This window comes from Pseudomonas sp. KCJK9058, assembly GCF_046230975.1.
GTDB classification, from domain to species: domain Bacteria; phylum Pseudomonadota; class Gammaproteobacteria; order Pseudomonadales; family Pseudomonadaceae; genus Aquipseudomonas; species Aquipseudomonas alloputida.
In genome coordinates this window covers 26,685-47,989 of the sequence record NZ_JBJJLR010000043.1, presented here as the reverse complement: position 1 = coordinate 47,989, position 21,305 = coordinate 26,685, and the positions used below count along the sequence as shown (strand labels likewise).

The 21,305-nt window shown below is 52.9% G+C and carries 17 protein-coding genes and 1 pseudogene; 6 read left to right on the top strand and 12 right to left on the bottom strand.

All coding sequences use genetic code 11. The features are described from left to right. Positions 1 to 618 (bottom strand): annotated as a pseudogene (locus ACK59Z_RS20415) (transketolase); the annotation flags it as partial. A 281-nt stretch (positions 619 to 899) separates the two neighbouring features. Here ACK59Z_RS20415 and ACK59Z_RS20410 point away from each other — a divergent pair. Next, on the top strand, positions 900 to 1,832 hold the full coding sequence (locus ACK59Z_RS20410) for an SIS domain-containing protein (protein ID WP_409293614.1): 933 nt from the start codon (positions 900 to 902) through the stop codon (positions 1,830 to 1,832). 77 nt (positions 1,833 to 1,909) lie between these two features. Here the strand turns inward: ACK59Z_RS20410 and kdsB are convergent, their stop codons facing one another. Both kdsB and kdsA read right to left on the bottom strand, forming a co-directional pair. Then, positions 1,910 to 3,196 carry a 3-deoxy-manno-octulosonate cytidylyltransferase gene (gene kdsB, locus ACK59Z_RS20405; protein ID WP_409293613.1) on the bottom strand — a complete coding sequence of 429 codons (1,287 nt, stop codon included), beginning with the start codon at positions 3,194 to 3,196 and terminating at the stop codon, positions 1,910 to 1,912. A 25-nt stretch (positions 3,197 to 3,221) separates the two neighbouring features. Then, positions 3,222 to 4,061, bottom strand: coding sequence for a 3-deoxy-8-phosphooctulonate synthase (gene kdsA / locus ACK59Z_RS20400; RefSeq protein WP_409283064.1), 840 nt, complete (start codon positions 4,059 to 4,061; stop codon positions 3,222 to 3,224). A gap of 148 nt (positions 4,062 to 4,209) precedes the next feature. On the opposite strand from kdsA, the gene ACK59Z_RS20395 reads away from it, so the two are divergent. Then, positions 4,210 to 6,240, top strand: coding sequence for a peptidase G2 autoproteolytic cleavage domain-containing protein (locus ACK59Z_RS20395; protein WP_409293612.1), 2,031 nt, complete (start codon positions 4,210 to 4,212; stop codon positions 6,238 to 6,240). Positions 6,241 to 6,276: 36 nt separating this feature from the next. Here the strand turns inward: ACK59Z_RS20395 and ACK59Z_RS20390 are convergent, their stop codons facing one another. From ACK59Z_RS20390 to ACK59Z_RS20365, 6 genes are read right to left on the bottom strand one after another with little or no spacing between them, the layout of a single operon-like run. Then, complete coding sequence (locus tag ACK59Z_RS20390; protein ID WP_409293611.1) at positions 6,277 to 7,014, bottom strand: hypothetical protein; 738 nt, start codon at positions 7,012 to 7,014, stop codon at positions 6,277 to 6,279. A 15-nt stretch (positions 7,015 to 7,029) separates the two neighbouring features. Then, positions 7,030 to 10,665, bottom strand: a complete 3,636-nt coding sequence (locus ACK59Z_RS20385) for an HAD family hydrolase (RefSeq protein WP_409293610.1) — start codon at positions 10,663 to 10,665, stop codon at positions 7,030 to 7,032. Positions 10,666 to 10,694: 29 nt separating this feature from the next. Next, positions 10,695 to 11,732, bottom strand: a complete 1,038-nt coding sequence (locus ACK59Z_RS20380) for a polysaccharide biosynthesis/export family protein (protein ID WP_409293615.1) — start codon at positions 11,730 to 11,732, stop codon at positions 10,695 to 10,697. A 43-nt stretch (positions 11,733 to 11,775) separates the two neighbouring features. Further along, the gene (locus tag ACK59Z_RS20375; protein WP_409293609.1) at positions 11,776 to 12,882 is read right to left on the bottom strand and encodes an ABC transporter permease; all 1,107 of its coding nucleotides are present in this window, start codon (positions 12,880 to 12,882) and stop codon (positions 11,776 to 11,778) included. A gap of 46 nt (positions 12,883 to 12,928) precedes the next feature. Beyond that, complete coding sequence (locus tag ACK59Z_RS20370; RefSeq protein WP_409293608.1) at positions 12,929 to 13,582, bottom strand: ABC transporter ATP-binding protein; 654 nt, start codon at positions 13,580 to 13,582, stop codon at positions 12,929 to 12,931. Positions 13,583 to 13,595: 13 nt separating this feature from the next. Further along, the gene (locus tag ACK59Z_RS20365) at positions 13,596 to 14,387 is read right to left on the bottom strand and encodes an ABC transporter permease (RefSeq protein ID WP_409293607.1); all 792 of its coding nucleotides are present in this window, start codon (positions 14,385 to 14,387) and stop codon (positions 13,596 to 13,598) included. Positions 14,388 to 14,931: 544 nt separating this feature from the next. On the opposite strand from ACK59Z_RS20365, the gene ACK59Z_RS20360 reads away from it, so the two are divergent. After that, the gene (locus ACK59Z_RS20360; RefSeq protein WP_409293606.1) at positions 14,932 to 15,645 is read left to right on the top strand and encodes a hypothetical protein; all 714 of its coding nucleotides are present in this window, start codon (positions 14,932 to 14,934) and stop codon (positions 15,643 to 15,645) included. A gap of 197 nt (positions 15,646 to 15,842) precedes the next feature. Here ACK59Z_RS20360 and ACK59Z_RS20355 read toward each other — a convergent pair whose 3' ends face one another. Continuing rightward, positions 15,843 to 16,118 carry a DUF3077 domain-containing protein gene (locus ACK59Z_RS20355; RefSeq protein ID WP_003252758.1) on the bottom strand — a complete coding sequence of 92 codons (276 nt, stop codon included), beginning with the start codon at positions 16,116 to 16,118 and terminating at the stop codon, positions 15,843 to 15,845. Between the two features lie 803 nt (positions 16,119 to 16,921). Here ACK59Z_RS20355 and ACK59Z_RS20350 point away from each other — a divergent pair. Next, a complete protein-coding gene (locus ACK59Z_RS20350) occupies positions 16,922 to 17,257 on the top strand; it encodes a ComEA family DNA-binding protein (protein ID WP_003252760.1) in 336 nt (111 codons plus the stop codon). A gap of 92 nt (positions 17,258 to 17,349) precedes the next feature. Here the strand turns inward: ACK59Z_RS20350 and ACK59Z_RS20345 are convergent, their stop codons facing one another. Then, positions 17,350 to 17,517, bottom strand: coding sequence for a DUF2897 family protein (locus tag ACK59Z_RS20345; protein ID WP_003252762.1), 168 nt, complete (start codon positions 17,515 to 17,517; stop codon positions 17,350 to 17,352). Positions 17,518 to 17,700: 183 nt separating this feature from the next. Here ACK59Z_RS20345 and pyrF point away from each other — a divergent pair, with 183 nt between their 5' ends. Further along, the gene (pyrF, locus tag ACK59Z_RS20340; RefSeq protein WP_003252765.1) at positions 17,701 to 18,402 is read left to right on the top strand and encodes an orotidine-5'-phosphate decarboxylase; all 702 of its coding nucleotides are present in this window, start codon (positions 17,701 to 17,703) and stop codon (positions 18,400 to 18,402) included. A 912-nt stretch (positions 18,403 to 19,314) separates the two neighbouring features. On the opposite strand, the gene ACK59Z_RS20335 is transcribed toward pyrF, so the two are convergent. Beyond that, entirely contained in the window at positions 19,315 to 20,316 is a 1,002-nt protein-coding gene (locus ACK59Z_RS20335; protein ID WP_108079299.1) for an NADP-dependent oxidoreductase, read from the bottom strand. A 177-nt stretch (positions 20,317 to 20,493) separates the two neighbouring features. Here ACK59Z_RS20335 and ACK59Z_RS20330 point away from each other — a divergent pair, with 177 nt between their 5' ends. Beyond that, positions 20,494 to 21,255 (top strand): SDR family oxidoreductase, encoded by a 762-nt coding sequence (locus ACK59Z_RS20330; protein WP_003252780.1) that lies wholly within the window; start codon positions 20,494 to 20,496, stop codon positions 21,253 to 21,255. The last annotated feature ends 50 nt before the right edge of the window (positions 21,256 to 21,305 follow it).

Below are 21,305 nucleotides of genomic sequence, written 5' to 3'. Positions count from 1 at the left end.
TTCGAAGCGCGCCGGGGTGTTGTCGGTGAACCAGCCGTGCACTTCGCCGTCGATGGAGATGCCATTGTCATCGTAGAAGGCGATCAGCTTGTTCAGACCCAGGGTGCCGGCCAGCGAGGCGACTTCATGGGAGATGCCTTCCATCATGCAGCCGTCGCCGAGGAACACATAGGTGTTGTGGTCGACGATATTGTGGCCGTCACGGTTGAACTGGGCAGCCAGCACTTTTTCGGCCAGGGCGAAGCCCACGGCGTTGGCGATACCCTGGCCGAGCGGGCCGGTGGTGGTTTCCACGCCTGGGGTGTAGCCGTATTCCGGGTGGCCCGGGGTGCGGCTGTGCAGTTGGCGGAAGCCTTTGATGTCATCGATGGTGACGTCGTAGCCGGTCAGGTGCAGCAGCGAGTAGATCAGCATCGAACCGTGGCCGTTGGACAGCACGAAGCGGTCACGGTCGGCGAAGCTCGGGTTGCTCGGGTTGTGCTTCAGGTAGTCGCGCCAAAGCACTTCGGCGATATCCGCCATGCCCATGGGGGCACCTGGGTGGCCGCTGTTGGCCTTTTGTACTGCGTCCATGCTGAGGGCACGAATGGCGTTGGCACGCTCACGACGACTAGGCATCGTTAGTCTCCTGACTGCTAGGTTGGGTGGCAAAAAGCGCGCATTCTGGCGCACTAGTATGAGTGCTACAAGGAAATGATTGCGGTCATCATTGCGAAGCAGGTTCGAGGTTGTTGGCAATCGGGCTTGAGAGATGAACCTGAGTTTGCAAGAAACGCCGGCTGAAATTTTGGCGTTTTCCCTCCGTTGATCGGCTGAATAGGCCAATAGACTTTGCTTGCTGTTTGCAAAAACCTTACCATCCGCAGCTACGAATATTTCTGCAGCTGTCAGGGACGAAAATGAATCACCTTAGCATCGCCAAAGAAGCCCTCATCGCTCAGGCACAAGCTGTTAGCCAGCTGGCCGACCGCCTGGATGGCGAATTTCAGAGCGCTGTTGAGCTCATCCTCGCTTGTAAGGGCCGAACTGTTGTGTGCGGCATGGGCAAATCTGGCCTGATCGGTCAGAAGATGGTTGCCACGTTTGCATCGACAGGCACCCCCAGCTTTTTCCTGCATCCTGCGGAAGCCTTCCATGGCGACTTGGGTATGCTCAAGCCGATCGACGTGCTGATCCTCATCAGCTATAGCGGCGAAACGGAAGAGTTGATCAAGTTGATCCCGAGCCTCAAGTCATTCGGCAACAAGATTATTGCAATGACCGGCAATGGGAAATCGACCTTGGCCAAGCACGCCGATATTTGGCTGGATATCTCGGTTGATCGTGAGGTGTGCCCGAACAATCTGGCGCCTACTACTTCGACTCTGGCTACCATGGCCATGGGCGATGCGTTGGCCGTGGCGCTGATTGAAGCGATCCAGTTCAAGCCGATGGATTTCGCTCGCTACCACCCAGGCGGCAGCCTGGGGCGCAAGCTGCTAACCCGCGTGCGCGATGTGATGCACTCGCCGGCACCTATTGTGAACTCCACTACAAGCTTCCATGATTGCCTGCTGGTGATGACTCGCAGTCGTCTTGGCATGACAGCTGTAATGGATAATAACAAGCTCGTGGGCATCGTGACTGACGGAGACTTGCGCCGAGCGCTGCTGAGTAACGAAGGGGTCATTCACGAAAGTGTTGCGCAGTTCATGACGGCTAATCCGCACACTATTTCCGAGGATGCGCAGCTTTCGGAGGCAGAGGCCTACATGCTGGATAACAAGATCCGAGCATTGGCTGTTACTGATGCAGAAGGTGCCGTGGTGGGGGTGGTCGAGATTTTCGACTAAGCACCGTTCAAGAGCCGATAAGTATGAACTATATCGGCTCTTCACGATAAGCCCGTTGGGCTAAGGAAATGGCTGATTTACTGAGCCATTTTTGCCATCACCTTTGCATATCCCGCCGCGCTGCCTAAAACGGCATCCTTGCCTTGGGCAAAGAGAATGGCATCGGCAACTTCACGGAAAGCGCCAGTCCCGCCTGCTGCCGTCAATGTCTGAGTCGCCGCAGTTTTCACGTAGACCGGCGCGTCTGCCACTGCAAACGAGATCCCGCACGCGGCAAATGCTGGCAGATCAATGCAATCGTCACCAATACATGCAGTTTGCTCAGTCGTGACTCCAGCCTCAGACATGAGCTGGTTGCAGGCCGCGAGTTTGTCCTTCACGCCAAACTGGCAAAGTGTCACACCCAAATCCGCTACACGCTTGCGCAAGGTTGCGGAATCACGCCCGGACAGTACTGCTACCCGCACACCATTCTCCTCCAGCAAGCGCATACCCATGCCATCACGCACGTGGAAGCGCTTGAGGCATTCACCGGTAGCGTCGTAGTAGATGCCACCGTCAGTCAGTACACCGTCCACATCAGTGATTACCAAGCGGATATCTGCCAATGTCGGCTTTGTTACTGGTGCTTGGCCAGACATCAGCGCGCGTACCTGTTCCAAGCATTCCGGTGTATCCACACCAGGACCGGTCGGCTCAACGACGTAGGCACGAATGCAGTAGCCCGCTGCCATCAAACGTAGTTGTTCAAGCTTTTCTGCATGCTCAATCATGGGCTGTGGCAGGGTGGCATATTCAGCTAGTACCTCACGGCGATAGGCGTAAACGCCGACGTGCTTAAGGTATGTAGCCACTTCGCTATCGCGAGGGTAAGGAATTGGCGAACGGCTGAAATACAGCGCGTTACCATTTGCTGCAAGCACCACCTTAACGGTGTTAGTGTTACTCGCTTCATGCGCGTCGATCGGGTGGCACAGAGTGCCGACTTTAACGCTAGCATCTGCCAACATGCCAACAGCCAAAGCTTCAATATCGGCCGGACGAACTAGCGGTTCATCACCTTGCAGGTTGATATAAATATCTGCGTCAACTTGGGTCATGACTTCCGCAAGGCGGTCGGTGCCAGACGGATGGTCGGGCGAAGTCATCACGCATTCGCCCCCGAAGCCGCGTACCGCATCGGCAACACGCGCGTCGTCGGTAGCGATCACAACGACGTGCGCATTGGTTACCTGCAGTGCCCGCTCATAAACGTGCTGCACCATCGGCTTGCCGGCGATATCAGCGAGTGGCTTACCTGGTAGGCGAGTGGAGCCATAGCGGGCTGGAATGACAATCGCAACCCGTTTTTTTGAACTAGCCATACTCACAATCCTTGTCACCGAAGACTTACGAAATCGCCAGCGGCGGGAAAGACTTGATCAAGTCGTCCAGGGCCTTGATTTGCGCCAGAAAAGGCTCCAATTTGTCCAGCGGCAGCGCGCTCGGGCCATCGCATTTAGCTTGGTCTGGGTTCGGATGGGCTTCGAGGAACAGGCCTGCCAGTCCAACGCCCATGCCTGCACGAGCCAGATCGACGACTTGCTCGCGACGGCCGCCAGAAGCTGCGCCGGACGGGTCACGGTTCTGCAAAGCGTGGGTTACGTCGAAGATGATTGGCAGGTTGTCACAGGTTCGCTTCATGACGCCAAAGCCCAGCATGTCAACGACCAGATTGTCGTAGCCCATGCAGGAACCGCGGTCGCACAGGATCAATTGGTCGTTACCGGCTTCTTTGAACTTGTGGACAATGTTTTGCATCTGAGAAGGGCTAAGGAATTGTGGCTTTTTGATGTTGACTGGCTTCCCCGTTTTGGCCAGTGCCGTTACAAGATCTGTCTGGCGAGCCAAAAAAGCAGGTAGTTGGAGGATGTCAGCTACCTCGGCGACGGGAGACGCTTGATAAATTTCATGTACATCAGTAATTACTGGGACGCCAAACTCCGCTTTAACGGCTTCGAAAATTCGAAGTCCTTCTTCCATTCCTGGGCCGCGGTACGAATTGATTGATGAGCGATTTGCTTTGTCAAAGCTAGCTTTAAATACGAAGGGTATTCCAAGCTTCTGTGTGACTCGAACATATTCAGCGCACGCTGTAAGGGCGAGGTCTTTGGACTCGAGTACATTTATGCCTCCGAATAGCACAAACGGGGACTCGTTGGAGCAGGTGATGTCATTAGGGAGGCGCATGTTCATTCCTTTACATGAGGTTAGTCTGGCGGCCTCACATGCTGCCATTGTCCAGTCCCATAAAGGGTGGCAGGCTGGCACGTGGGTGGCGTTACGTGGCTGGACATAATAGCATAGAGAGAATTTTTTGTCTTCTGGGAATATTTTTTTGAAATTTATTGCAGATGGAAAAATTTTAAATAGCTTTAGTGTCTATTCTGTTAATGGGGCGTATATGAAACGTAGGAATTTTCTGCATCGATTGGGACTTACTTCAGTAATTCCGCTTATAGCAGGAGTTGCAGCGGGAGGCGAAAGGCGAGTTGCGCCTCAATCAGTAGTGACCGTAGAGAATTATATAGATGAGCATTTGCGAAGCTTGGAGGTGGATTCCGACTCAGAGCAGTTATTTCGGAAGTTAGAAAGTAAGTTTAGTGGCGTTAGGGTGGATCTAAGGGGCGGGAGGTTTAGAGTAAAAAATGTGCCTACCGCCAATTTGTATGTGAACGGAGTTTTTTTAACTGACGCTGGGGAGATTGAAGCTGCAGAGAGCGCTGGCATGATAGCAGCTAAAGACGATACTGGTGCTGTTGAGCAAGCGTACCGTGGCGGTCGAAAGAGGACGGGCTCAATTTCCGGAAGGTCTACCTTTTATAATAAAGTTATAATTGCATCTACTAATTGTCGTGCGTTGTTTGCACGTAGTGTTGTTATTGCATCTATTTATACCTGGGTTAAATCGAATTTAGGTTTGGCGGCAGCATCTCGGCAGTGCATAGTGAACGGGCCGCAAGCATCCACGATTTCCGCAGAGGAGTCAAAGTCTTATGGGTTTAGAGCATTTAATTACGGAGCGATTTTCAGTTCTGCGACTGTTTCAACTGGAGGTAACATCGCTACACGCCATGCTGAAACTAGTGGCTCTTATGTTTTGAACTTGGCTTCTAATACTACCAGAATTGGGAGTGGATATGGTGCTGAGCTAAAGGTTTATGTTACGGGTGGAAAGGTTTCAAAAATTGAGGTTGTCAAGCCTGGTAAAGGGTATCGGCTGAAAGAATCTAGATTGGAGGTTGAGGATCGCGGAGGACGGGGGCGTGGGTGCGAGGCTAAATTAAGGCTTGGTAAGGGTGGGTCCGTAGAGTCTATCATAGTTGTTAATTCTGGAAAGAATTATGGGCAGGATACGGAAGCTTTAATAATACAAAATATTGAAGCGTCAGCGATTATAGCGTCTTCTAGGAGTGAGTTATTTGGTTGTTCAAACTCGTTAATATTGTCATCCGTAAAATCCCGAGTGTCAAACAGCCTCGCAACGGTTATAGGTTCATATAAGTCAAGTGCCAAGAGTGAGAGATCGACTGTCATAGGTTCGGTAGAGTCACATGCTGTTGGAAGCGGCTCGATTGTGCTAGGTGGGAGTAGAAATACCGCGGCGGCGAGCGGCGCTATTGTTTTCGGGGAAAGAGTATTCTCTGACTCTCCGAACTCACTCAGTTTCGGATTTGCTCCGTCGGGTAAGAGAACTAGCGAGAATCTGAAGTTTAGGGTGGATTCCGGCGGGTGTGTATATTCTGCGGCCGGTTTTAAAGGAGCTGGGGACGCTAGGGGCGTGGCTGAGATGTTTGAAAACTTTAATAGGGGTGAGATACCTATAGGGTGTATTGTTACGGAAAGAGAAGGAAAAGTCGCGATATGTAAGGCGGAAGAAACAATGTTTGGAGTTAAAAGTAATTTTACTTTATTGGTAGGTGGTGGCGCTGATTTTCATTGGGCGGGAAAATATTTGTGCGATGAATTTGGACGGGTGCTGTATGAAGATATAAAAATGATTAGATATTTTGATTCGGAGTCAAGAGTGATCTATGAAGGGGCTAAGGACAATATCGAGCGGAGACAGTTGCTTCGGGGGCAGCGTACGGAGGATTATCTCATGAAGGTTCCAAAGCTTAATCCTTATTATGATGATTCTGTGAAGTATGTTCCGAGGAGTGAAAGGCCAGACGAGTGGAGTTGTATAGTTTATTCTGGGACTGTAAGGGTGCGGGTGACAGAAAGAGTTAAGCCAGGTGATTACCTGAATGCCATCGAGGGTATTGGAGATGTTTCTGATGATAAAACAGGATTGCGGTGTTTGAAAATCATCACGGAGTTCGAGGGCGGAAGAGGATATGCAGTTGCCGACTGTTTCCTGCGTTGACTAAAAACCCGGGGCGTTTAGCCCCGGGTGACAGTTCTAGATTAGATTAAGTATTTTTTCGTGGAATGAAATGTTGTGTTTCCTGCAATCATCTAGAGCTTCTGGGTGAGTCGTGGCAAGGCGACGGTCAATTTTCCAGCGATCTGGCTTCGTATATGTAGGTAGATATTTGTAGCCGTAAAATTTTGAAGAAAATGGAAGGCACAGAACCTTGCGATTTAGCAATGTTGCCCAGTAGGTTCCGTGAAACGAGTTGGTAATTACCGTCTCAGCGCTACCCATGAATGCAATAGCATCCTGAAGTGATGCTCTATTGTCCAGGGTCGGAAGTCCATGTATGTCGGACTCGCCGAAGTCTTTTGCTGCATGTTTGTAGAAAACGACATCATGTTGAATGGCGTAATCTTTGTCAAAAAGATCTGACATACAGCTTACACACGGAACGTATTCGCCGCCTTCTCTTCTGAATTCGCGAAGTCCAACTAAATCAAGGCCTTGGATGGCGAATGGGTCATTCTGTTTTCGGCCGCTACGTGAACTGCCTATACCCCATGCGACTTTCTTTTTTGCTTTGAGCTTCGGAAGTATGTCAAGCGGCTCTTTGAAGTAGGGTTCAATTGCTCCTCCTCCAATTATGGCAAGGTCGCTTTCTGGGAAGTACTCATCCCGAATGTCATGCGCAGTCGAGTCCGGGAATTTGAAATAATGATAAGGGCTACACGCAATGTCACCGACATTGGGAGTGTTTTTTATATGTATGTATATTGCTTTCATTGTTATTCCAGGCAATTACAGGTTGTTGGCCTCAGGGTTCGTTAGGGCATACCAACGAACCGCTAATCGATCCTTCGAGTCTCTGAAGAAAGCGTCTCGATCACGTCTGTATTTGTCGAATTTTTTATTCGTTACCATACAGCGAATTACAACGGTCTCGAATGGCTTCAGCATCTTCCCTGGATAATAGTCGACCCGAGATCGGGGCTGAATTCCGATCTCAACTGACGACTTTTTTACTGCGGGTACCTTTACATCATCATTAGCAGGCTTAGTTTGCGTGCTCGCATCATTGGCGGGTTTAGCTGGTTTCTTAACTTCTTTAGGTGCTTCAGTTTTTGCTGCTGGTGCAGCGGCCTTAGCATCAGGTTTCACTGCTGGTTTAGCAGGTGGAGTAGCTGGTTTTTGTGGGGCTGGGGTTTTAGCTGGGGCAGCGGGCTTTTTCGGTGGTTGAGTATGGAAAAGAGCGGAACCCTTTTGCCAAACTGAGACAAGAGATGCGTCTTCTGCAATGACGAATTTCCGCTCAACACCGCCGAAGGCATCTTCAAAAGCGTACCCGAGCAATAGTTTTGCATCGGCTTTAATCGGCGAGGTCAAGAATGTTTTGAAAACGCGTTCAGCCAACTGAGGATCAATAAGAACTCCATCTTGGACACCTTTGAATCTTGCAGCAAGATCTGCTGAAAAATCAATTGCCCCACGATGAATCTCTTCAATAAGAATGTTTCGTCGCGATTGTTCAGTTTCGGTTCGGAATTTGGGTGTTAAATTCCCTTGGTAATCAAATTCAAAGCAAACTAAGCTGCCGGCAGCTTTACAAGTCAAAAACTCGCAAATGTGACGATTGCTTGTAAGTGCGCTCTCATGCCCGACGCTTAGCGACTCGCCGGCATATGCACTTAATTTGTGGCCTAAAATTTCCCAGCGTTCAGCGCCTTGCAGGGTCGCATAGTAGTAACCCTGAAGCGGTCGACCAATCAGATTGCCGAGTGAGCCTTGCATATTGCCTTTCCAGCCGATATCGACAATAGCAGGTTGAGATTCGGAAGCGATGCCGCTGACTTGAAGATATTTCTGGTAGGCTTCACGTTCAGTTTGAGCATGTGCAAGTATTTCACTCGACAAGTTCACACATACTTTGGAGAACGCGACTCTCCCAGCGCTGTCAGAACTCAGTGGTTGATCAATTGTCAGGCCGCTATTGTCGAAAACGATCTGCTCAATTTCTGGAGTGCTGCTGAGCCCAAAGCGGTTCTTGAGAAGATCTCGAAGCGATACACCGGCCTCAAAGGGCTGGCAAGCAACCGACGTAATGTCGCTGATTGTCTGAAGTGCCGCTACACGTGCTGCTCGGCGAGAGCAGTACAAGTAGTAGCTAGGGACCGCGTCAGGTATGTGTCTAGTTAGCGCATCGTAGGCTTGCTTGAGTACCCAGCCTTCACGAGATAGGAAATAGAGTCGGGACACACCTTGCGCTTTGGCAGTTCTTGATAGCCATACCATGAAGCCCGAAAGTACTGGGCCAAGGCCAGCGTATCCGAGCTTATAGCTGCTACCCATAAAGAGAGTTTCCTGCTCTAACGGGCCGCTTGGCAAGTCAAAAAATTTATTTGCAATCAAACCAGCTATGACACTTCTTGATTTTTCGCCGACACCGGAGCGTGGATTGAAAATCTTGGCGTAATGTGGGTTGGCACGCATTCTATCAATAGCGCGTGGAATACGGAATGCAAACATGCCTCGAGCTTGCGATTGATCTACGTCAGCAGCTTTGTTATCACCGACATGAAGATGTTTAGTAGGTTTGATGCGTTGGTCGGCAATGACGTAATCATAAAGTCCACCCTCTTTCTTACGGACTCCATAATCGCTAGAAACATAAAGTTTTTTATAGCCTGTATAACCAGTCTTCTCTACCATCGCTAGAATGGTTTCGTAAGGGAGGTACATATCAGAGATGATAGTGATGGGTCTATTCGACGCTTTCGCCACATTCCAGAGTCGATAGCCTAGCTCACGCTTTTCAACAAGTGCTACCTCAAGATCAAGCTCCTTTTTCTTGATCTGTCCGATGATTTCAGGATCAATCTGGTAATGTTCAATTATTTGTTCGTAGATTTCATCTAAGGTGATTTCACCTTTGGTTGAGCGAGCTCGTGTCTCAACCTCAGCGTTTAGACGAACTCTCGCAAAATCTTCGGTTACCCCACGGGATATTTTGAGCGCCTCTCGCTCAAGGAAGTGATAGGCGTCAGCGGGAACCTCAACTGGTCTTGCAATCAATGTGTCAAATAGGTCGAAAGAAATACTCTCGATCTCGTTATTACGAATTGCGCGTTCGAACTTTTCAACTGCAATGAGTTCAGCGTCAAGCGCAGGGCTGGCGGAGCGCAGGTCTTTGCTGATCTTTGTTGCGTTAATCGCACTAACAAGGTGCTGAGGGTATTCATTGTCAATTTCTTCAAATTTGACAAATTTATCGATGCCTTTAGCATTTGCGCGCTTCTTCGCAACAAGAGCATACAGCAACTCGCTGAGGAATTTACCATCATGAACCAATCGAGTGCTCATAACCTGATGTCGTTCCAGTAGGAATGTCATCAGATTGTCTCGGGCCACTTGCGCATTAACCCCGAGGTCAGTCAAGTAGTTGTCGCTGTAATGGCTAAGGAATGTATTGCCCATTACCTCGATATTTCTTGACCACAGCATAGCCTGCATGCCTACGGACGACGAGCAGGTTATTACCTTGCTTACTTGTGGTAAAAGATGCTGCGAGATAGTTTGAGTTTTATCAAAGCTTGGAGAGTATATTAGGTTCGGCCAACTCGCCTTTAAAAGGGCATAGGTTTGCGGATTCAAAACAGTATCGTGAATCTTAGGGCTAACGTATTGTGTCGCTACAATGCCGGTGTTCTCTGGTGATTTTGCGAGAACATCATGTAAGAAATCGATCTGAGACGCATAGGGGGTGTCGCTAATGAACGCATAGTGGTTGCTTACTTGTAATGGTACAAGTGCAAGTTGTTCAAAGTTGTGTTTCTTTAGTTCTACTTCATGGAGCTTTGGAAGTTTTTGATAAACATCTTTTATGCCTTCGCGGAACAACTCAAGCGTTGAGCTTTTATGTAAGTTATTGTCTTGAATGATTTCCAGACTGTGCTTATGAATGGCACCATCACGATAGAGGCCATCGACATCGAAAGTGGTTGTGGCAGGGAAAGGAGAGCGGCTAAATGCGCCTGGCATCTGATGCACAATTACGGCATCAGGGTACATTTCTTCAAGGAATGGGACCGGATTCTCCCAAATGAGGATGGCGTCGTAATGCTCGGATAGTTTTGGGGTGAGGAAAGTTTTAATTTTTTGTACAAAGTCGCTATCTTTATTTTTATACAGGTTCACCATTGGTAGGTGAATTCCTTGAGACAAACCATGGATCTCAGCCGCGGTAAGATTAATAATCTTAATCCCGCTTTCTATCCTTACATTTGGTTCAGAGATATAGTCGTTTGTTACCAGCTCTACGTCGAAGCCTTGGGTGCGGAGCAAATTTGCCTGTAAAAGCAAGTGCTTCAAATAGCAGTTTTTGAAGAAAAGCAGATCACCCTGTACTGCCCAGGGGGCGTTCCATACTAAAACTTTCATCATTTATACCTAATTTAATCCGTTACTAATTAGAGAGAGCTGGCAGTGCGCTGCAAGATCAACGTTTGAACAATTGGAGAAATAACCTTTTGCCATTCATAGACAGCAGAATTCGTCACGAAAATAGTGTCATCAGGTTTGACGGCAATCTGACGTGCAAAGAAGATTGCTGCGGGGTCGCGCATGTTGAGGCGTAAGACAGTTGGTTTGGCGTTCTTATCTTCGCTCATGCGGAAAACAAATACGCCTTCTGGGTTTGCATTCTGCTCACGCAAGCCACCTACGCTACCTAATGCGTCCAGAAGGCTAGTATTGTGGCTAGGCAGATCCTTAAGGCCTGGTTGTTCCACAGCCCCCATTGCTACGAATCGCTGGCGTGCTCGATCCAGTACTACTTCGGAATTTGGCCGAAGTACCATGTTATTCCCTGCTAGCACGTCCTCGTAGTTAAGCTGTTGAACTTGCGTGCCATTTCGAACTGTAACATTGACTAAATGTGGCTCCAATACAGGGCCACCCGCTTGGTTGACTGCATCGAGCAAAGTAAGGGGGCCTTGAAGGGTGCTGAAACGTCCTGGCGTTTTAACTGCACCAGCTACCAATACTGACCCTGACAAATCACCGACGAGTTCCACATGGGTCTGAACATCTGTAGTAATGCCTTTGAGCTGCTTCCGTATCACCTGTTCTACTTGATTAAGAGTCATGCCGGCGACAAATTGCCGGCCTACATAGGGTAGCGAGAGCATACCCTGAGCATCGACCCTAGACTTCAATTGCGTGCCTCCCGTGGCTAAGGGGGCGAAAAGTGCAGAGCCTTCTGGTGCGGTATCCGCGATGAGCACATTCAATGTGTCACCGGGTGCGAGACGTACTTCAGGAGAGATTGGCTTGGTCACGCTTGCTAGAGCGGGGCGCGCAGCTTGAAACATAAATGGAGCGATGGTGTTCGCATTTATTTCAATCAAGTTGTACATGGCGCTTTTGCTTTCAATTTCCCCTTTGTAGGGACCAGCACCAGACAGCGTACCACCGCAGCCAGTTAGTCCTAGGCTTGCTAAGATCATGGTGGCTATTTTCAGATTGAAAGACTTAGAGCCAGTCAGGAATTTAATCACGATGATCCTCGATCGAAGCCAGAATGAAGCGGGTGATGCCGTATACCATCAGCAGGCCAAGCAAGATAGTTGCGAGGTTGTACCAGCGCTCAGGATATATTGCTAGCTGTGGGGTGTTTGGGCTAACGACAGTAACCAAAGTTCGAATTTTTTTACTTGCTTCAATGCGAGCATTGTCTACTGCTGCTACGGCAGTTTTATAAGTTTCCTCAGCAATTCCCGCATCAAGTGTCAGTTGCTGATAGCGTGAAGCGATGACGTTAAGTTGCGAGCCGTTTGCAGAAGATACCAAAAGGCGCTTTTCTTTAGCTAGTTGTTGAGTGATTGCTTCGACTTTTTGCCGTTGCTGACGTACTTGTGGAGCGTCAGAGCGGAGTTTAAAAGTCATTTCCGTAAGCACGGCTTGCTCTCTGGTGAACTGGCTCTCAAGTTCAGCGATAATCGTAGCTCGGCTTTGTGCTGTGTTGCCGCCGTCCAAGACTTTGTTTTCATTTTGGAAATTAATAAGTTGATTTTTCCGCTTCGAATAATTAAGACGTGCAGTTTCTAGTTCACTCTGAGCGAATTTCATTTGTTCTCGAGCGATATCGTGGCTTACTTCGTTAACAAAGTGCTCGCTTGCTTGGAGTATTGTCCTAAGAAGTCGCTCTGAAAGCTCAGGATTGAAAGCTTGAACTTCAACGCGAAGAAGACCGGTTAGCTCGTCGTAGTGCGCTGATACCATGCGCTGATAGTAAGAAAGCAGTTTTTCATTCGGTGCATCTTTATCTAGCCAGAAAAAAACATCTTTGCTTTGGGAGGAGTATTGCTCTACCCAATGAACTCGGTCTTCGAGAAGCAACATCATGTCCATCGATGTGATGTATTCTCTAAGATAAAGAGTTTCCTCTCGAGATACTGGATTTGTGCCAGTCAGTAGTGTTGCAATGCCTGGCATTTGCGCAGCTTGATTGTTTCCATCTTGGCGTACGACAACTTGAGCTGTGCTGACATATCGGTCGGCTGCGAAAAGGCCGTAGTAAGCAATGGCTAGAGTCATCGGAATTACCACAATTGCGACGATCAAGCTCCAGCCTTTTTTGTTGCTTTTGCTACTCATAAATTAAGCGTCCTTAATTGAAGCGGTGCTGCAATTTTTTAGAAACTTAGGCACTGTATGCCTTTATGCCCTCGGCAACATCCTCGTATACTTCGATCTTCCCTTTTCGAACCAATAAAACCAGATCGCAAAGTTTTTTAATTTCTGGCATTGAGTGAGATACGAGAACTAAATTGGATTTTTGCATCTTTTCTTTGAAGACATCGCGGCACTTTCTTTTGAATTGTGCGTCTCCAACCGACATGACTTCGTCAATGAGGTAATAATCAAAGTCAAATGCCATACTTAATCCGAATGCGAGTCGGGAGCGCATGCCTGAAGAATAGGTTTTGATTGGTTCATCTATCCAGTCTCCAATTTCTGCAAATTCTTGGACATACTGGATCTTTTCACGCATGGAATCGCCTGTTGCACCATAGATTCTACATACGAATTTGATGTTTTCTCGTCCCGTCATGCTACCTTGAAACCCGCCAGTCAATCCAACGGGCCAAGAAATACTGCGATCTGTCACAATAGTTCCTGAGTCAGGCGCATCTGCCCCTCCCAGCAGTCGCATGAGGGTTGATTTTCCCGCTCCATTTCTACCTATCAATCCAATATTTCTGCCTGGGGGGATTGCCAGCGAAAGATCTCTGAAAACATATCGACGGCCTTTGGGTGTCAAGTATGACTTTGTGACATTCCTCAACTCAAACACTGGTATCCACTCCTCAGCCGTTTTTGGTAGAGATTAAATGTAGTTTGCGGACCCGATAAGTGCCCAAGGAAACGAAAAGCAGTACAATAGTGAATGCGATCACATAAGTGGGGGAGACGCCATCTACAGGCGTGTAGTTCGGCAATACCTCGCCTCGAATGAGTTCAAGTAAGTGTAAGAACGGATTCAGAAGGAGGAGTGGCATCATTGCGCTTGGAAGATAAGATGCTGGTATTAGAACTCCGGAGATGAAATAAAGAGGAAAAAATGCGATGCGCACCACACTCTTAATGCTAGGAATTGCGTGCGTGATCAGAGCAAGCAGCATGCCGAGGCCGAAGGCAAAGCATAATCCCAAAAATAAAGTTGCGACCCACTGGAGCGGGTTTTGTACTGACATGTCGTAGCCAAACCAAGCGAAGCCGAAAACCAAAATTGCGTAAACAGTTGCGCTTATGCACGTTTCTACAATTACCCTAGCTACATAGGTATCTAATGGTTTGATTTGTTTATATCCGAACAATGAGCGGTTTTCTCGCAAACTGTCCATCAAGCGTAGCGCGGTATTTCTATAGAGAAGGAAAGGAGCAAGTCCCACGAGTACGAACACCGGGTACTCAACTCCGGTAACTGAGCGGCCACGTAGAATTGCGTACAGCACTGAAAAAATTAGCAGATGACAGATAGGTTCGATAAGCACCCATGCGGCGCCCATTCGTCGCTTGCCAACGCGTGCGCGCCCTTCGCGTAGGACGAGGGCGAAAATGACTGACTTTTGGATCTGGAAGGGAGAACGAGGCTTCAAGATGTTTACCGCAAAGCAAAGCAGCGCGCCTAGGCACGCCGGAATTCATCTTCAGGAAAAGGCTCGCCTCAAGGCGATTTCAGACAGATTTTCTGAACACTTCCCTGTTCTAAGGGGCGAAAGGGTAAGCGCGGGAGGGCATAAGCGTCAAGTGATCGTGAGAAAAAGCAGCTGAAAGTGCTGACCTGCGGCCTACGTTGTCATACCTTGTGATTGATCATGCCATAATGCCACATTGGCATCACTGCTTGGGAGCGGTGCTCCATCAAAAAGCTGGTTAGCGGTACCTGATCGTCCTCTCGTCTCTGTATCGATGTGGCGGAAGCTCGACAGGCTGCTTGCTCAAATTGCTGAAGAGATGCTGGCGCTGGTTGCCAGAGAGTGGAGTTCGCAAATAAAACAGCTTCAATTGGTCATTTAAACCTTAGCCAGTACAGCGAGATTAGCAAAATTATGGCAATCTGCCAGACCTCGCTAGCCTTCTTGGCTCGACTTGTACCCGTACCGTGGCATCTGCCCGGCACGCCTGCCTGACCGTGAAACGATGAACATCCCTAACTTCAAGAAGTTGTTTATGCCTGATATTTCAGCAGACGCAGCCAGCCTTATCCATGCCATAGCCTCTGCCACTGCGGTAATCGCAGCGCTGATCGCCGCCAGTGCGATGATCATTGCCCATATGACCTCGGATGTAAAAAACCAGCAAGCCGAAGTGCCCGTTTCCCGTGGGGCGCAGACGGTTACTGTCGTCCACGAGTCGGACGTGCAGGCCAGGCTGGAGATCGAGCAACTCATTGAGCAGAACGATGCGCTCAGGGCGGAACTTGAGCGCGAGAGGGCCGAGCGGTTGAAGCTGGAGGCCAGCCTGAAGCCCAGAGCGCTGACGCCGCAGGCGCATGATGCGTTCAAGGCATTGGCGGGCGAGCTGAAGGCTAAGACGCTGGCGCCGGTGGTGTTGCTGAATATCCACAAAGATGACAAGGAAGCCGTGCGCTTTGCCAAGGAAATTGCCGTTGCGCTGACCAAGGCGGGGGTGCAGGTTCAGATCAAGCAGCTGCCCCTGCAAAAGCACAATACCGGTACCCAGGTGGTCGTTTATGCCGGGGTGGGCGGTGACGAGCTTGAGCAGGCATTCAAGACCGCTGATTTTGCCTCGGATATCAAACGCTCGGGGCAGAGCCCGCGGGTGAAGGTGGATGATGGGGATGCAATTGCCATTTCGGCGTTTATCAGTGTTTATCCGCGCAGTGAGATTTGAGCGGCGGGTGGGGGCTGTGATCTTGTAGGCATGGGGGGGATGGCACCGGCGTTGCCGGTGTTCGCGGGCGCGCCCGCTCCCACAGGGCGGGGGCTTGGCCACTGCAGTGGTTTGCCCTCGCCATGTCTGGGCTGATGAAGCCCATTTCTTCTGACTGCAAGCGAGGCATAGCCTCGCCTGGTCTCGCGTCATTCCCTTCAGTGCTGCCTGTTTTTCGCAATCTCGATGTCGTTCATCAGGGCTTTTGCAGTGGCCAGCAGGTAGTCCGCTGCGCCCAGCATCTTGTGGTCGTCTTCCATGTCACCTTCGCGTACCAAGTGCTTGCAGTAGCCCAGCAGGACGGAGACGTGTTCATAGGCGTCATCGACGGGGATGCCGGGTTGGACGCGGAGCAGGTCCAGGGTGGGGTTGCCGGCTTCGAGGAAGGTTTCGATGCCTGCGGTGAGGAGGGGGGATTGGTTGTTGTTCTTCATGGTGAGATTCCAGTGCGTTGTTAGAACTCACCACCTCGATCTTTCTCACGGACAAAGGTGGCAGCCATTGCGCGGGGTGAGAAACCGATGCACTGAAACCGGCCAAGCCGAAGCCTGCCCGCGAATGGCTGCCATTGAACAGTAGAGCAGCAGTGCACAACGAGTTCTCACACCCGGTCACCAACATGGCGACCCGGTGAAGTTATCCCTGGGGCATTTCCCCGACAATTCAGCTGCTTCTGACTGGCGCGTAGGATAGTTCGCTTGGTTGTCGAGCTGAAGAGGTGGGGCAGGGTTTCAGGAAAGTCTGACGTGCTGAGTGTGCACCCCAAGGCAAGTAGCTTCGCCGTTATTGCCGACCGTTGTCGGCGTGGGTTTACCCGCGAACCGCCACCGCATTCGCGGGGGAAGCCCTGTACATCTATCGGGGGTGTTGAGCGGGGCGTTGGTGTCGCCATGTTCCAGATGCGCTTGAAGCCGCCACGGCCGGCTGCTTTACGGGGTGAGCCTTGTTCGGCGGGTATTGTAGGAGAATGGCCGGGCATTGGTGGGCAGTGGGTGTCGAACCAACCGGGATTTGGCTACAGGCACAGGGCCGGAGTCTTGTGCATCAAGGGCCGGGGCCGAGCGAGGAGGAAACGGCCACTGTTGGTGGGGGGGCGAAGTTGAGCGTTTTGCTGACCGATTCGGTAACCATTCGCCGGGGTGGTTGGGTGTGTTGCGACCGGGTTACCCGCTAGGGTTGGTTGCGCAGCCGAAGGAAAACGGTTGCTGGAAAATGACCAACCCAAGGAGTGTTGACCATGCGCAATAACGTTCTGTCGTACCTGCTGCTGCCGCTGTTCACCAGTTTGTCGTTCTCCCTTAGCGCCGCCCCGGCCAGCACCATGGCAGTGGCCGAACCGGTGCCGGTGGTGGCCCAGGCCCAGGCACAGCAGGCGCCGAGGCTGGACTTGAACACGGCAGATGCACTCACCCTGCAAAAGGAGCTGAACGGCATTGGCAAGGCCAAGGCGGAGGCTATCGTGGCCTACCGCGAGGCCAATGGGCCGTTTGCTTCAGTGGATGAGTTGCTGGAAATAAAAGGCATAGGCAATGCGTTGCTGGAGCGCAACCGGGACAAGGTGATGGTGGAGTAAGCGGGCAGGGGCCGGGGTGATGCCCTGGCCCGGCCTTTACGTGCCGGGAATGGCGCGCTCCCGCAGGCGCAGCGCCTGAAGGGCTGGGCGTTTTAGCGGTCTTGTGCGTCCTTGGCATCCGCCTCGGCATTGCGCTCATGTACCTTGCGCAGTTGCTCTTCGGTCAGCGGCAGTTTTTTGGCCGTGTCGCGTAGCATCATCAACCCGCCGACAATCGAGCCGAGGGCTATGATGAGTATCAGCCAGGCATACCAGGGCATTGTCGTTCTCCTTAGATCGGGCCATGGGCAACGGTTACATAAGTTTTGAGCAATTGCCCGTTCCGTTGGTTCAATTATAGGTGCCAGGCCGTGCAGGGCCAATTCCGTGACCTGCGGGCCCCAAAGCCTGCGTCACTTCGTTTACAATGCGCGCCGTTTTCGACTTGCCAAGAGACCCTGCCCATGTCCGCCTGCCAGACGCCCCTGATCGTCGCCCTGGATTTCCCTACCCGTGAGGCCGCCCTGAAGCTGGCTGACCAGCTTGACCCTGCGCTGTGCCGGGTGAAGGTTGGCAAGGAGCTGTTCACCAGCAGCGCTTCGGGCATTGTCGAAACCCTGTGTGACAAGGGCTTCGAAGTGTTCCTGGACCTCAAGTTCCACGACATTCCCAACACCACCGCCATGGCGGTAAAGGCCGCCGCCGAGATGGGCGTGTGGATGGTCAACGTACATTGCTCCGGTGGCCTGCGCATGATGGTGGCCTGCCGTGAAGAGCTGGCCAAGCGCAGCGGCCCGCAGCCGTTGCTGATTGGCGTGACCGTGCTGACCAGCATGGAGCGTGAAGACCTGGCCGGCATTGGCCTGGATGTCGACCCCCAAGAGCAAGTGCTGCGTTTGGCGGCGCTGGCGGAAAAAGCGGGTATGGACGGTTTGGTGTGCTCGGCGCTCGAGGCCCCGGCACTGAAGGCGGCGCACCCATCGTTGCAATTGGTGACCCCGGGCATTCGCCCGGCGGGCAGCGCGCAGGATGACCAGCGCCGCATCCTCACCCCGCGTCAGGCACTGGATGCCGGTTCGGACTACCTGGTGATTGGCCGGCCGATCAGCCAGGCTGCAGACCCTGCGCAAGCGTTGGCAGCGGTGGTGGCGGAGATTCGTGGGTAATTAACCTGCGGTTGTCCAACAAGGGCCTGTGCCGAGCCACCGATGTGTGTCCCCCGCGAATACGGTGGCGGCGGCAACGGTGGACGGCTGGTGGAAATTGGTCGGCAGGCCTGGCCCTTCGCGGGTGAACCCGCTCCTACGACGGGCTGTGTCGAGCCACCGATGTGTGTTACCGCGAATGCGGTGGCGGCGGCAACGGTGGACGGCTGGTGGACATTGGTCGGCAGGCCTGGCCCTTTCGCGGGTGAACCCGCTCCTACGACGGCCTGTGTCGGGCCACCAATGTGTGTCCCCGCGAATACGGTGGCGGCGGCAACGGTGGACGGCGGGTGGAAATTGGTCGGCAGGCCTGGCCCTTTCGCGGGTGAACCCGCTCCTACGACGGGCTGTGCCGAGCCACCGATGTGTGTCACCGCGAATATGGTGGCGGCAACGGTGGACGGCGGGTGGAAATTGGCCGGCAGGCCTGGCCCTTTCGCGGGTGAACCCGCTCCTACGACGGGCTGTACCGAGCCATCGATGTGTGTCACCGCGAATACGGTGGTGCCGGCAACGGTGGACGGCGGGTGGAAATTGGCCGGCAGGTCTGGCCCTTTCGCGGGTGAACCCGCTCCTACGACGGGCTGTGCCGAGCCATCGATGTGTGTCACCGCGAATACGGTGGTGCCGGCAACGGTGGACGGCGGGTGGAGATTGGCCGGCAGGCCTGGCCCTTTCGGGCCACCGATGCCTGTGTCGAACCATTGATGTGGCTGCACCCCCGATCCGTGTAGGAGCGGGTTTACCCGCGAATACGGTGGCGGCGGCAACGGTGAACGGCCGGTGGAGATTGGCCCGCAGGCCCGGCCCTTTCGCGGGTGAACCCGCTCCTACGGCGGGCTATGTCGGGCCTTCGGTGCCGTGCAGGGGCGTTTAAACCTTCAACACCAACTTGCCAAAATTCTCCCCGCTGAACAGCTTCAACAAGGTCTCCGGGAAGGTTTCCAGCCCTTCCACCACGTCCTCTTTGCTCTTCACCTGCCCGCTGGCCAGCCAGCCGGCAATCTCCAGCGCGGCCTTGCCGTAGTCCTTGGTGTAATCCATCACCACAAAACCTTCCATGCGCGCGCGGTTCACCAGCAGCGACAGGTAGTTGGCCGGGCCTTTTACCGCTTCTTTGTTGTTGTACTGGCTGATCGCGCCGCAAATCACGATGCGTGCCTTGAAGTTGATACGCGTCAGCACGGCATCGAGGATGTCGCCGCCCACGTTGTCAAAGTACACGTCCACGCCTTTGGGGCATTCGCGCTTCAGGCCGGCCAGCACGTCTTCGGCCTTGTAGTCGATCACGCCGTCAAAGCCCAGTTCGTCTTTCAGGTACTGGCACTTCTCGGCACCGCCGGCAATGCCGACCACGCGGCAGCCTTTGATCTTGGCAATCTGCCCGACAATGCTGCCCACCGCACCAGCCGCGCCGGAAATGACCACGGTATCGCCAGCTTTGGGTTGGCCAACCTCCAGCAGGGCGAAGTAGGCGGTCATGCCGGTCATGCCCAAGGCTGACAGGTAACGGGGCAGGGGGGCCAGCTTGGGGTCGATCTTGTGCAGGCCCTGGGGCTCGCCGGTGAAGTAGTCCTGCACACCGAGGGCGCCGCTCACGTGGTCGCCGGGCTGGTAGCCGGGGTGATTGGAGGCAACCACTTCACCTACACCCAGCGCACGCATTACCTGGCCCAGGGCCACGGGCGGGATGTAGGACTTGCCTTCATTCATCCAGCCGCGCATGGCCGGGTCCAGCGACAGGTACAGGTTACGCACCAGTACCTGGCCTTCGCCGGGTTGCTCGGCGGGTACGGTCTCGAAGCTGAAGTCGTCACGGCGCACGGCGCCGACCGGGCGTTTGGCAAGCAGGAAGCGGCGGTTGGTCTGGGTCATGGCGGGTCCTTGTGGGCTGTGGAGGGCGTAAGGCGTTCAATCTACCTTGTTGATGAAGGCGGTTCCTTAAAATCACTGACAAGCATGGTAGCCCAACCGTTGCTGTGATGATGCTGCCCGGCCGAGCGGCGGCTGACTATGCTCTGAACCCCACCCAACCCCTCACAGGAGCACGCGATGAGCATGACCTTTTCTGGCCAGGTAGCCCTGGTGACCGGCGCGGGTGCCGGTATCGGCCGGGCAACCGCCCTGGCGTTCGCCCACGAGGGCATGAAAGTGGTGGTGGCCGACCTCGACCCGGTCGGCGGCGAGGCCACCGTGGCGCAGATCCACGCGGCAGGCGGCGAAGCGCTGTTCATTGCCTGCGACGTAACCCGCGACGCCGAGGTGCGCCAGTTGCATGAGCGCCTGATGGCCGCCTACGGCCGGCTGGACTACGCCTTCAACAACGCCGGGATCGAGATCGAGCAACACCGCCTGGCCGAAGGCAGTGAAGCGGAGTTCGATGCGATCATGGGCGTGAACGTGAAGGGCGTGTGGTTGTGCATGAAGTATCAGTTGCCCTTGTTGCTGGCCCAGGGCGGTGGGGCCATCGTCAATACCGCGTCGGTGGCGGGGCTTGGGGCGGCGCCAAAGATGAGCATCTACAGCGCCAGCAAGCATGCGGTCATCGGCCTGACCAAGTCGGCGGCCATCGAGTACGCCAAGAAGGGCATCCGCGTGAACGCCGTGTGCCCGGCTGTGATCGACACCGACATGTTTCGCCGCGCCTACCAGGCCGACCCGCGCAAGGCCGAGTTCGCCGCAGCCATGCACCCGGTGGGGCGCATTGGCAAGGTCGAGGAAATCGCCAGCGCTGTGCTGTACCTGTGCAGCGACGGTGCAGCGTTTACCACCGGGCATTGCCTGACGGTGGATGGTGGGGCTACGGCGATCTGAGTGGATACCGTGCGGGCTGCTGCGTGGGCAAGCCCGCCCCTGGCAAATGC

Excerpts from the sequence above, each read along its gene's own strand:
- ACK59Z_RS20335 (WP_108079299.1), bottom strand. The coding sequence starts at position 20,316 with ATGACCCAGACCAACCGCCGCTTCCTGCTTGCCAAACGCCCGGTCGGC.
- ACK59Z_RS20380 (WP_409293615.1), bottom strand. The coding sequence starts at position 11,732 with ATGATCTTAGCAAGCCTAGGACTAACTGGCTGCGGTGGTACGCTGTCT.
- ACK59Z_RS20375 (WP_409293609.1), bottom strand. The coding sequence starts at position 12,882 with ATGAGTAGCAAAAGCAACAAAAAAGGCTGGAGCTTGATCGTCGCAATT.
- ACK59Z_RS20350 (WP_003252760.1), top strand. The coding sequence starts at position 16,922 with ATGCGCAATAACGTTCTGTCGTACCTGCTGCTGCCGCTGTTCACCAGT.
- ACK59Z_RS20330 (WP_003252780.1), top strand. The coding sequence starts at position 20,494 with ATGAGCATGACCTTTTCTGGCCAGGTAGCCCTGGTGACCGGCGCGGGT.
- ACK59Z_RS20390 (WP_409293611.1), bottom strand. The coding sequence starts at position 7,014 with ATGAAAGCAATATACATACATATAAAAAACACTCCCAATGTCGGTGAC.
- pyrF (WP_003252765.1), top strand. The coding sequence starts at position 17,701 with ATGTCCGCCTGCCAGACGCCCCTGATCGTCGCCCTGGATTTCCCTACC.
- ACK59Z_RS20410 (WP_409293614.1), top strand. The coding sequence starts at position 900 with ATGAATCACCTTAGCATCGCCAAAGAAGCCCTCATCGCTCAGGCACAA.
- ACK59Z_RS20355 (WP_003252758.1), bottom strand. The coding sequence starts at position 16,118 with ATGAAGAACAACAACCAATCCCCCCTCCTCACCGCAGGCATCGAAACC.
- ACK59Z_RS20345 (WP_003252762.1), bottom strand. The coding sequence starts at position 17,517 with ATGCCCTGGTATGCCTGGCTGATACTCATCATAGCCCTCGGCTCGATT.
- kdsB (WP_409293613.1), bottom strand. The coding sequence starts at position 3,196 with ATGGCTAGTTCAAAAAAACGGGTTGCGATTGTCATTCCAGCCCGCTAT.
- kdsA (WP_409283064.1), bottom strand. The coding sequence starts at position 4,061 with ATGCGCCTCCCTAATGACATCACCTGCTCCAACGAGTCCCCGTTTGTG.
- ACK59Z_RS20385 (WP_409293610.1), bottom strand. The coding sequence starts at position 10,665 with ATGAAAGTTTTAGTATGGAACGCCCCCTGGGCAGTACAGGGTGATCTG.
- ACK59Z_RS20360 (WP_409293606.1), top strand. The coding sequence starts at position 14,932 with ATGAACATCCCTAACTTCAAGAAGTTGTTTATGCCTGATATTTCAGCA.